Below are 12067 nucleotides of genomic sequence, written 5' to 3'. Positions count from 1 at the left end.
TAACGGGTTTTTAGCTCAAAAACGACATTTTTGTCGGTTTTTAGGGGATTTTAAGGGATTAGCCAAAAAATTTTTAAAATTTCTCTTGACAGTTTGTTAGTACATATATATTTTATATATTAACTATTAACCAGTGAGATATAAATTATGGCACTTAAAGAAGAATTAAAATTAAAAAGAGGATTCGACGTTGTTGAACATGAAGCCTTGCTGAATATTTACTATACGGCAACAAGTCTCAAGAAACATGCTGATGTCTTTTTTGAGGCCTTCGACCTGACGGATGTCCAGTTTAACGTTTTGATGCTTCTGCATTATCAAACCGGAGACCAGGACGGCCTAAATCAGGCGCAGCTTAGCAATATGATGCTCGTCAACCGCGCAAATATCACAACGCTTATAGACAGAATGGAAAAGGCCTCTCTTGTTGTGCGAACGAGCGATTCGGCCGACAGGCGGACAAATATAATCAAACTAACCGCAAAGGGGAAAAAGATGTTCGAAAAAACCGAACCGCTTTATGCGGAACTGGTAAAGCAGGCAATGGCAGGCTTTAATCGGGCCGAGCTTAAAAAACTTATAGAGACTCTCGAAAAGGTAAGAGCCGACATTAGTAAATTGGCGTAAAACCTAACTTATATTTTTTTTGACAGAATAGTTAATATATTAACAATATATATAAAAAGGGTTTAAAAATGTTTACTCGAAGAATTGTATGTATGTTAGTCGTATGTTTTTTACTGAACAATTGTGTAAAGGCGCAATCGCCGGCACAGGAGGCATTTGATTTGAGATTGGCCGGCAAAACTATCGAAGCAATCAAACTGCTCGAAAATGCCGCAGCAGCAGATTCAAACGACACTGCGGTTTATTTTGAGCTGGCAAGAGACTATTTTTATACGCTTATAGATTGCCCCGATTACAAGCCGGACGATGTAAAGCAGAGACAAAAAACAATGAAAGTCAAACTCAAAAAAGCTCAAAAGGCTATCGATAAGGCAATTAAACTGGATGGCAAAAATGCCCGTTATCACTACTGGGCAGGTGAAGTTGAAACATATAACGCCATATACGATGCGCATTTTGTCTGGACAATGCCCGCTATGCCTTTTGAAACCAGAAACGCCATAAAAAATTATCAAAAAGCTCTGGAGATAGACCCCAATTTCCATCAGGCACGGCTCGCGCTGATGGGCTGTTATGACCGTTTGCCCCCAATCTGCGGCGGCGATAAGAAAAAAGCTGAACACCACGCTCGGGAATTAGAGCTGCTTGATGCAGTCTGTGGCGCAAAGGCTCGCTGCGAAATACAGCCGAGAAAAAATCGTCAGGAGAAAATCGCTATATGGCAAAAAATCGTTGAACAGTATCCCGACAATGCCCGGGCACATATTGGTCTCGCTCGTGAATATATGCATAATGGCGATTTGCCTCAGGAAGATATGCAAAAATCAGTTGAGCATATCAACAAGGCATTGAAACTTGACAGTTCGACCTGTAATATTCTTTTGAATTTGGCACATCATTACAAAAGAGCTAAAAAGTATGATAAAGCCGAGGAAGCCATTTCTCAGTTTATTAACATAAAACCCCAGCCGTGTAATCCTTTGCTGGCAATCGCATACCGGCAAATTGCTGATGTTCAGCGAAAACAAGGCAAAAAGCAGGAAGCTGAAATTTCGTTGGAAAAGGCAAATAAACTTGAACCTATGGAATGGCCGACCAGTCGTCTGCCGAATGAAGATTTATTTATAGCGCCATAAATTATGAAAGGATATGTTATGAAAACAAAAATAAAAATCATCGCGTTTTATCTGCTGGCTGTTGTTTTAGGCGGCTGCGTACAATCGTCTCTGCATCCGCTTTTTACGAAAGACCAGGTATTTTTCGACCCGAATCTTTCTGGAGTATGGAAAGCGGCAGATTCAAATGAGACCTGGCATTTCAGCCGGTTTGAAGACGCAGACGCCTACAAACTTGTCATAACACAAAAGGACGGCAAGAAGGGGACCTTCGCGGCGGGACTCGGAAAACTTCAGGATACGCTTTTTCTCGATGTCTATCCGATAGAATCCGGAGAGAAGGGAATCGATTTGTATCAGGAGCATCTTATCGGTACGCATTCGTTTATGAGAATTGTGCAGATGGACCCGACGCTGAAAATTGCAATGGTAGATGCCGAAAAAGTTGATAAAATCATCAAGGCCGACCCTAATGTCGTCAGACATGAAAAAGTGGATGACAAAATTATTCTGACGGCCGAAACCGAAGAGCTTCAGAAATTTATTATCGATTGCGGCATAAACGCAACGGATGATGCGAACTCGATTTTCGCCGAGCCGAAGGAATTTATCTGGCTCGCAGAAGATGCTAATGATAATGCAGCCGCTGAAAAATAAGGTCTAAAATGCTTAACTGCTTTGATTCAATAGAAAGCTATTTGGTAATTATTTTTGCCGCGAATTAACTCAAAAACAACCGAATACGGGAGACAGATTATGAGGCGGACGTCAATAGGATTTAAGATTGGTATCGTATTGGCGGCATTGCATCTTGGTTTGGCAATATATGCTTTTTCTGTATATATTAATTGCAAATCAAGTACTGCGGGCCTTGTCTTTATCATTTTCTTTTACTTGGATGCTCCGCTTTTATTAATACCACGGTCTATATTCAGCATATTCGGCGGAGTTAGGCCATTAATTGAATACGGCGTTATTGGGTCTGCGCTTTGGTTTGTTATTCCATACCTGATAGACAGGATGGTTACATTTACTTTTCCCAAGGCAATAAAATTAGTAAGGGTAATAATAATAGTTGCGGCTATTCCAGCGATATTCTTTGGCTTTAAACAATTGAGTTATTTTGCCGTAAGGCATTTAATTAAACAGGGAAGACCTGTTGAGCTAAAAAAATCACTGAATAAAGCCTCATCAAATTTTTTTGCAGAAAAAATTGTTTTCAGTAACAGTACAGATATTCCAATGATAAACGGCATATACCGGATGAGCTGTAACGATGGCGATGATAAACAGATTATGGCAGCCCTGCGAACCGAGGTTGTGTTTCTCAACGACAAATACCAGGAACAGAGCCGGCTGGGGTTTGGCGGTTTGGGATTCAATTTTATAAAGCCGTTGAGCTCTGATATCGCCGATTCCCGCAGATTTCTTGGATATAGATATGGGAAAGGCGTATATGTTTTTGACCATCAGGGGAAAGAAGTCTGGAAGTTTACTCCATCGGATAATAAAACCGGTGGCATGGGTGGAGCAGTTTTTGGAGATATGGACGGCGACGGCAGGTCGGAAATTGCAGTTTTTTATCCATACAAACAGGGGATACAACTTATAGACAGCAATGGCAATACTAAATGGACACATCCTGTAAATGCGATGGGACATTTGGAAATGACAGATATCGATGGCGACGGCAAAGCGGAAATCATTTATGACAATTCAAATAATGCGGGCGGGAAAACTAAATTTGAGATTCTTAATGCGGCCGGTACGGTGATAAAAACACTCGAAATTGCGACAAAATCATACGAATTTGCATTGATTAAATGGCCCAATGACAAATCTGAAATGAATATACTCCTGACTGAAAACAATAAAATCAGGCTTGTTGATTTTAAAGGGGATACAGTTATTTCGCTCGATGCGCCGGGCTGCAGAGAATTCGGAAATGTAAAGGCAGTAGCGGTTAAATTAAAAAAACAACAGCCGCCATACCTTATAGTTAGAAAAGGGCTGCATCCTGACCTTTTAGTTATGTATGTCTATGACCATAATGGAAAATTGGTATACCAAAGAACCGATGTGTATAAATATGGAGTGTCTAATGCAGCTGTTGCTATTGTACCAGAAAGTGAAACTGAAGGCGAAAAATTATTATTGGCATCTGAACGTAACAATAAGGCGGTTATATTAGAGTATTCCTTCTCACAATGAATATTGACGAACTTAAAAAACAATTACGACCATTAAATGAAAAAACCGCTGATTGTCCGGCGGTTAATTCATATCTTCGCTTTTATGGTTTGGATTTGGCAAATGAAACAATCAAACATCAACTCGGCACATTTAAAAGCGGTGAGTTTATGCTCTGTGGCCACATTTTCCAGCCTGCCGATTACAAAGCGACCGTGATTATCCTTCATGGCTATCTGGGCCATTGCGGCTTGTTAAGCAAACTTATCAAATATCTTGTTGAATTGGGTTTTGCTGTTGCGGTTTTCGATTTGCCCGGCCACGGCCTGTCCGGCGGCGAGCGGACTGCGATTGACGATTTCACACAATACAGCGAATCGCTCGACGATTTCTTAAAGATAATCAAAACGAAACTCCACGGACCGTACCATATAATCGGCCATAGCACCGGCGCCGCAATAATAGTGGATTATTTGCTTGCAGGTTGCGACGATAGTTTCGATAAAGTAATTTTAGCTGCACCATTGGAGCGAAGCGATTGGTGGTTATTATCGAAAATAGGATTTTCGATAAGCCGGCATTTCTGCGACTTTTTGCCGAGAGTTTTTCGCAGGGTTTCTTCCGATAAGGATTTTTTGAGATTCGTAAAATACGAAGACCCGCTGCAGGCCAAAAAGATTTCCCTGAAATGGGTCGGGGCTGTGTTTAGATGGGACGAGAAAATTACAGATGCAAAAACTTCACCGCGTCCGACTCTGACTATCCAGGGCACAAAAGACAATATCGTAGCGTGGAAGTATAATCTGAAATTTATTCAATCCAAATTCGGTAATACCCAAATAAAATTAGTTGAAAACTGCGGACATGAATTGTTTAATGAATCCCAAGAAGTGCGGGCGATGGTTTTTTCACAAATAAAGGATTATCTGGAGCAATAAAAAACCCCGACGATAAAATAATACAAAAATGAATCTGTCTGTTTTACCACAGGATTTATTTGCTCCTGTCAGACAAAATATATCCATTCATAATTAATTCAAATCTAATATTTTGCTGACAAAGGGCTTAAACTCTTAAAAAAAATTCCGGATTTTTGCATTATAAAAATCTAAAATTATGTTGACATGATTAATCCGTGGGGTAATATTGAAACGATTCAACAGGGTTTTGAGGCCAGAGCTGCAACAGAAGAAAATCTTTTACATGCCTTCCTGTTACCAACTATTTTAATTGAATGTCTGCGTCGAAACGGGCAAAAGCCGGCACCCCGTTTTGATCATATTGTTAAGTTGTTACAAAAATCATTTAAAATGATGCTGCCCGGATGACAGCAAGTTTGCAACTCTATCCACAGAAAGGAAGGTCTGTATGAAAAAAAACTGTATGATTTGGTATCTGATGATAACCCTGATAATCTGCCCTGCAAGTTATGTAATGGCCGAAGCTGGTCCGGGGACTAATTCGTTTGAAATCGATGGCGATTATGGCGCAAGTATCGGCGGTGACGGAAAAATCACCGATGACGGATTAACAACATATTATTCACAGCAGGGCTCCGGTCAGGACTGGGTGCATGTTACCAATCCTGTTCCTTATATGGGGGTTAACGGTTATGAATCTTTGTGTACCGAATCTCCAAGTCAGGATAATGACCGTACCGAACATAAGATGCTGACAGGAATGGATATCGATGATGGCATACGGTATTATTCGTTAGCCTTTTATGTACCGACCGAAACCGAACCGGATAACTGGATGATATTTTCACAGTGGTGGCAGTGCGATTCATGGGGACCTGCTCTGCAGTTAAGTCTTGATGGTTCTGACCATATATTCCTTATTCGTAAATATGACAGTCCGCCGGGCCAGCAGGTCACCAACACCCTCTATGATTTCGGCCAGCTGGAAAAAAACAGATGGTATCATTTCCTGTTTGCCGTCGCATTTGATAATGATTCTTCAAATGGTCTTAACGGACAGGTTACGGCCTACCTGATGAACCCGGCAACTGGAGGATTCGAACAGAAGTATAATGGCACCAATATGCGTCTGGGCTGGCAATATTTGCCGGACGGCCAAACACTGGCCCAAACCGATAACTTTGTCTGGAAAATAGGTACCTACCGCGGCTATTCAGACCTTGATACTATTGTTTATTATGATAACTGCCGTTATGCACGCACCTGGTCTTATGCCACCAAAGGATACCTTACCGGTTATTCTAAATGTGTAATGAATTTGCAGTTTGACGAGGGTTCCGGTTCGACCGCAGGCGATGTTTCCGGCTATGCCAATCCGGGCTCGTTGATAAACAGTCCGACATGGAGCGGCAGCGGTGTAGTCAGCAATTGTCTGTACTTTGATGGAACCAATGATCATGTACGAGTTCCTGTTGATACGACAGATTTCGATACAGGTAACTACCTGACAGTTGGCGCCTGGTTCAAGAGTACAGATTCCCAGACAAGCAAGGCCATTGTAAATATGGACGGCACAACCAATTTCCGTCTGTATTTAGGCAGCTCTACACAGTTGTCTTTCTTTATTTACTATCCTGACGGCGGCCATGACTCTGTAACTGCGGACGTTGCTAATGTACTCGACGGACAGTGGCATCACATCATCGGTGTATACAACAGATTTGACAGCGGCAACCAGAGAATCAAGCTGTACGTAGACGGCACAAAGAGAGCTTACAACGCCGGATATTCCAAACCTCTCAAACGGGGCGACAGCTACCTCTATGTAGGCAGATACAGCAGCAGATATTTCAAGGGATATATTGATGAAGTTACTATGCACAATTATCCGATGACGGATGCGGGTGTACTTAGTTTATATCAGAACCCGTAAAGCTGCCTATAAATCAGCACACATCAGAAAAAGCCGGGTTTCTTGCCCGGCTTTTTTCCGATGTTTTAAAAGTATACTTGAGTAATCTCTTATTTTCTTCTTTGACGCGAGCAGATTTTTAATATCAATACTATCTTTTTCTCTGCCTGTTGCCCGCGGAAAACCATAAGCGCCAAGCGCATACGCTCCGACAACAAGATATTTAACGTTGTTGTCTGTGAAGAGTTGTAATATGTCTTTGTAATCTTCGTTCAGCATCTTTACTTCCGGTAAGCGACCAAATCTCCCTTGTAAGCTCCCAAATAAAGTCAACGCAAACTTCAGGCGGAGCATCAACAAAATCATCCTCAATATGATTTTTCGATAAAACGACCTTACTGCGGTCAATTTGTTTATTTGCACAGCCTTCTGCATAACCATAATTAATACTTTTTAATTATTAAGTCAACAAGCCATAAAATAAAAAACCCCGGCGATACTAACCGGGGTTTTAAGATTTTATACAGTGTTAATCTGTGTAAATCCGTGTCTAAAACACTGTGTTAATCTGTGTCTATTTCTGTTCCGGCAGGTCAAACGGCGAAACAAAATCGCCGAACTTTTTGCCTGCTTCTTCGAGCCGTTTTTTCTGCTCTGCCAAAACCTTAAACACCTCGGCAGGCGACTGGGCCACGTTTTCACGATGGTATTTCTCAACCCTGTTTATCTTGGCAAGGTTTTCCTTTATGCGGATTGTAAACTGATTTATATAATCCTGTTGAGTATAGTCTTTATTGAGAACCTCTTTGAACAGCTTTTTCAAATCCTCATAGCAGGGTATTAAACCAGTTGGTGCGACTCTGCAGCCTGCTTCGCCATGGACTCGCAGTTCCATCCATTTTACCCAGACGTGTTTATCGCGGACGCCATTGGTGAATTTGCCGTCTTTGTCACGGAGGAAATAATTTACGCCGAACACCAGCGGCGGATTTTTGAGCTTTTTGCCGAAATCGAGATTGTTCTTTACATATTTGCCCAGCGAAATTGCCACAAAGTCCTGAATACTCATCAGGTTAATCTCCGGCACGCCTTCCTTGCCGACGGTTGCGAAAGTTGTTTCGGTTTCCAGTGATGCGCCGTAAGCGACAATGCCGTGTTCCCAGTCGAATCCCTGCTGGCAGGGAACGTATGATTTCGGGTCACGTCCGCCGTACATAACACCGGCCAAATCCACGCCTTTCGGATTGTCCAGTTCCGGGTCGCAATTTTTCAGTGCGCTGAGATTTACCGCGTATCGTGCGTTTTTGTGTGCACAGCCGATTTCGGCCCCTTTTGCGTCTTTTTTGCCTTTGTGCCATTGGCCTGAATAGTTTTCGCCGTCAGCCGGTATGTTCGTTCCCATACCGAGCCAGTAAGGTTTTCCGTCTTTTACGAGAACATTGGAGAAAATTACTTCGCCCGGCTTTGTCAGTATATCCCAAATCGCAGGGTCGTCTTTTTCGGTAACATTCTGAATAATCCCGAAGATGCCGAACTCAGCGTTGACAGCCTTGCACTTGCCGTCGATTGCGCGGAAGTATGCGATATCGTCGCCGAGAATAGTCTCGCCCGGCAGCATTGCCGTGGAGGTTTTGCCGCAGGCGCTCGGGAACGCACCGGCCAGATAAGTTTTCCTGCCGCCTTTGCCGTAAACCCCGGAAAGGAACATATGTTCAGCCAGCCAGCCTTCGCGGTCGGCTTTGCGGATAGTCAATCGCAGCGCAAGTTTCTTGAGTCCTATTGTGTTGCCGCCATATTGGGTATTGACTGCATAAACGGTATCTGTTGTGTAGTCGATATAGATTCGTTTCTTGTCGCCTTCGCTGCTGACCATACGCTCATCCATTTTACCGCAGGAATGCAGCGTAGCGAAAAATTCTGCCTTTGCTCCAAGCCGTTTAAACTCTTCGTAGCCAAGCCGATACAGCAGATTCATACTATGAGAAACGTAAAACGAATCGGTGCATTCGACGCAGGGAATGCTGAATGCCGAGTTATTTGGTCCCAGCGTCATAAAGCGGACAGCCATTGTTCTGCCCTGCATCGAACCGGCCAGTAAACCGCTGACTTCAGTCAGACCTTCTTCTCTTCCGATTTGGTTAAGCGCCTTGCTGAGGGTTTGGCCCTTTGGAACCAGATATTTTGTAACTTCTCTGTCCCGGCCCTGGTCTTCCATTCCATCAAAGTGGATAGTATGTCCCTTTATATTAAGCGGCTTTTCTTCGCCGGTCTCTACGGCCTGGGTACGTGTATATTCAACATCTTCCGGCGTATCGGCAGAAACGAAAACCTTTGCCGGCTTTGTCAATTCTATAGAATCAGCGATAAACTGATAAAGCTTATCGTTTCCGATAGCTGATAATTTCGAAAAATTTTCTTTGTCCAGTTTTTCCTGCAGGAACTGTTTGGCGTTTTTTACAGCCATAGTTCGTCCGCTCCTTTCAAAAAAAAATTATTTTGAGTTTTGCCTTAGAATGTTTTTGTCTGAATATGCGCAAAAACCGCCGAATACTAAAAATTTTAGACAAAGAAGTCAAACCTTTTATTATAATTTTCCAAATTTTTCATTTTATCGCACATTGCCAACCTGTCATGTCCTGTTTACGGCTGTCAGGGCGACTAAAATTAACAAAAACAAGATATTGTCAATTTCCATTATCTTTTTATCGCAACTTCCTATAAAAATACATTTTTCAGCTTATTTTTAAGAGGATATCGGTTTTTAAGATTAAAAATGAAGATTATTTTTTAAAATAAAAAATTTCCCCCAAAAATTATTTTATAGGACATATTTGAGGGAGAAATATGCCGAAAATATGTGGTCCTTTAAGCTCTTTAATAGCGTTTTCAATACTGAAAATGTGGATTTTTTTCATTTTTTCCTTGATTTTTGACTTGCCCGGTGTTAGTATAACGATGTGCTATTACCAGTGCCGAACGGTGTAGCACCAAAGAAATTTTATATTTGCTTTTTGCCTTCGGGCTGAAAGGAGGTGTTGGAAAAGGAGAGAGCTCAGGATCAGACGTGCCTTCCATGTCTGATTTGTTGATTGAGTTTTTTTGCTTGTTCGGTTTCTTTCAGGCAAAAGGGTGGTGAACGGAAGGAATAAAGAAATCAAAACCGCGCTGGACGAGGGGTTCAGCGGGACGTAAGAAAAAAAGAGAATAATTTTTTGAGAGGTAAGTGAAATGAAGAAGCTGATTTTAGTTTTAGCGATTGCTTTATGTGCTTCGCAGGCATTTGGTGTTTTGGATGTCTATCTCGAAAGACAAGGCACTTCAAATGTTGTCGATGTCAAATACAGCGGCGCGGGTACGACAACAGCTACACGTCCAAGAGCGTTTGCTCTCGAACTTACAATTACTGGCGGTACATTCGACAGTTTTGTAAGCGGCAGTTATTTGGTTGGCGAAAGTAACCAGCCAAATCATAAGGGCTATGGTATCTATCCGGCAACAATAGACATCAACACCACTACCGGCTTAGTAGACGGTTATGGTACGCCGCAGGCAGTTAACGGCGATCCAGGTGCAGGTGTTGGCTTTACAACAGACACTATCGTGCTTGAGTTCGGTTCGCTGTACGTCGGCGAGGTAAATGCTCCGGCGGAAGGCGACACACTGTGCAGCCTGAATTTTACTCCGGGCACTGCCACAGAGATCGCAATGGCTGATGAAGATACTTATCGTGGCGGACTCGTTTTTGAAGACGGTTCACAGGGCGAAGTTAACGACATACTGGTGTTACAAACCCCGCCAGGCGCACCGACGAATGTAAGCCCGACTAATGCTAATCCAAAAGTTACCACTACAACCGACCTGGTTTGGACGGCTGGCAGTGGTGCTGAGTCGCACAAAGTTTATTTCGGTACCACTAACCCGCCGGCTTATGCGGGTACAGTTGCTATGCCGACAGTAACCTTTGATACCGGCACGATGGTAGCGAATACAACCTATTATTGGAATGTAGTGGCAACTAATGGCGCAGGCGACAGTGCTGCAAGTGCAACCTGGAGCTTTAAGACCGAGTGCTACGGCAACCAGGCTAATTATGCCGAATGGGTTGACGCAGGCAAACCAAATTGCTGGTGCTATCCAAGACAGTGCCACGGCGACGCCGATGGCTTGAAAGCTGGTAACACGATTACTGGGTATTATTATGTATCTCAGACGGACTTGAATGTTCTTATTTCTGCATGGCAGGTTAAGAATTCTCCAAAGGGTCCGGGTCTCACCGGAGTTCAGGGCTGCGCTGACTTTGACCATGTCAAGGCTGGAAATACGATTACGGGTTATTACAGGGTGTCTCAGACAGACCTCAATATCCTGATTAGTTATTGGCAGGTTAAAGAGTCGCCAAAAGGTACGGGCACGCCAGCTAATTGTGTACCGGGAAACATGGTTCCCTAATTGTTAAATGTAAAATGAATGTTAATTATAGGAAATTAAATGTTTAACGTTCGAATGTTAATTTTTTAAGGAGGTATTAAGATGAAGAAGTTGTTAGTTGTTTTATTGGTTCTGTGTCTTGCCCCGTTGGCAGGCGCACAACTGTCGTTGGTGGTCAACGGCTTAGAAGCTGGTGCTGAGATTACAATGGCGCCAAGCGATTTTGCTTGGATCGGTGTCTATCAGGACATCCAAATGAATGCTAACACTATGGTTATTCTAGTGGAAGGCCCTGGTTCTTGGACAGGTCTGAGTGAAGTCTATATTCCTCCGGCCTTAGCCGGAGTACCAGGCTGGACGCCCTACGGTTTAATTGAGGGCATTGGAGATGCTTGGAATGGTGATTTCGGACTGCCAGGCACTGCACAGGGTGGACCGGGTGTATTCGGCGCTGTTCAGTTCCATTGCGAAGGACCTGGTGATGTACTCATCGTTCTAACAGATGAAAACCTCGAGCCGGTTGATTCTCTGGTTATTCACCAGATTCCAGAGCCGGCGACAATTGCCCTGCTTTGCCTCGGCGGATTGCTGCTCAGGAAGAAATAAGTCTTTTGAAGGCTTAAATGTTAAAGGGCTGGTCTAAAACCAGCCCTTTTTTTTGCGCTCACGTCTCACCACGAAGTACACGAAGGCCACGAAGATTTAATTTATATATAAAAAAACGACGCTTATATGAGGGAAATATGTATTATACGCATTCCAATAAATTTTCGCGCGCCAGAAAATAAGACTTGCGCTATCGTATAACTTATGGCATAGTTGTCCTAAAAAGGAAATTTGCCATGAATGTACAGCCGCATACACCAACAGACATC

Annotated in this window: 10 protein-coding genes; 8 read left to right on the top strand and 2 right to left on the bottom strand. The window is 43.0% G+C overall.

Annotated features, from left to right (window positions below; all coding sequences use genetic code 11):
* Positions 1 to 147 precede the first annotated feature (147 nt).
* The 6 genes from WC496_05780 to WC496_05755 all read left to right on the top strand — a co-directional run bounded on the left by WC496_05780 (position 148) and on the right by WC496_05755 (position 6785).
* Positions 148 to 627 carry a MarR family transcriptional regulator gene (locus WC496_05780; protein MFA5292528.1) on the top strand — a complete coding sequence of 160 codons (480 nt, stop codon included), beginning with the start codon at positions 148 to 150 and terminating at the stop codon, positions 625 to 627.
* Positions 628 to 695: 68 nt separating this feature from the next.
* Positions 696 to 1763, top strand: a complete 1068-nt coding sequence (locus WC496_05775; GenBank protein MFA5292527.1) for a tetratricopeptide repeat protein — start codon at positions 696 to 698, stop codon at positions 1761 to 1763.
* A gap of 18 nt (positions 1764 to 1781) precedes the next feature.
* Entirely contained in the window at positions 1782 to 2399 is a 618-nt protein-coding gene (locus WC496_05770) for a hypothetical protein (protein ID MFA5292526.1), read from the top strand.
* Positions 2400 to 2498: 99 nt separating this feature from the next.
* Entirely contained in the window at positions 2499 to 3953 is a 1455-nt protein-coding gene (locus WC496_05765; GenBank protein ID MFA5292525.1) for a VCBS repeat-containing protein, read from the top strand.
* The gene (locus tag WC496_05760; protein ID MFA5292524.1) at positions 3950 to 4870 is read left to right on the top strand and encodes an alpha/beta hydrolase; all 921 of its coding nucleotides are present in this window, start codon (positions 3950 to 3952) and stop codon (positions 4868 to 4870) included. Before WC496_05765 ends, WC496_05760 begins: the two co-directional genes overlap by 4 nt.
* 430 nt (positions 4871 to 5300) lie before the next feature.
* Entirely contained in the window at positions 5301 to 6785 is a 1485-nt protein-coding gene (locus WC496_05755; protein MFA5292523.1) for a LamG-like jellyroll fold domain-containing protein, read from the top strand.
* Positions 6786 to 6791: 6 nt separating this feature from the next.
* On the opposite strand, the gene WC496_05750 is transcribed toward WC496_05755, so the two are convergent.
* Positions 6792 to 7205 carry a hypothetical protein gene (locus WC496_05750; GenBank protein MFA5292522.1) on the bottom strand — a complete coding sequence of 138 codons (414 nt, stop codon included), beginning with the start codon at positions 7203 to 7205 and terminating at the stop codon, positions 6792 to 6794.
* 133 nt (positions 7206 to 7338) lie between these two features.
* The gene (locus WC496_05745; GenBank protein ID MFA5292521.1) at positions 7339 to 9228 is read right to left on the bottom strand and encodes a phosphoenolpyruvate carboxykinase (GTP); all 1890 of its coding nucleotides are present in this window, start codon (positions 9226 to 9228) and stop codon (positions 7339 to 7341) included.
* A gap of 764 nt (positions 9229 to 9992) precedes the next feature.
* Here WC496_05745 and WC496_05740 point away from each other — a divergent pair.
* Positions 9993 to 11213 (top strand): hypothetical protein, encoded by a 1221-nt coding sequence (locus tag WC496_05740; GenBank protein MFA5292520.1) that lies wholly within the window; start codon positions 9993 to 9995, stop codon positions 11211 to 11213.
* Positions 11214 to 11294: 81 nt separating this feature from the next.
* On the top strand, positions 11295 to 11798 hold the full coding sequence (locus tag WC496_05735; GenBank protein MFA5292519.1) for a PEP-CTERM sorting domain-containing protein: 504 nt from the start codon (positions 11295 to 11297) through the stop codon (positions 11796 to 11798).
* Positions 11799 to 12067 lie beyond the last annotated feature (269 nt).

This window comes from Phycisphaerae bacterium (genome assembly GCA_041652575.1).
Taxonomy (GTDB): Bacteria; Planctomycetota; Phycisphaerae; order Sedimentisphaerales; family UBA12454; genus UBA12454.
Note: the sequence above shows the minus strand (reverse complement) of the source record. Positions and strands in the feature narration are given on the sequence as shown.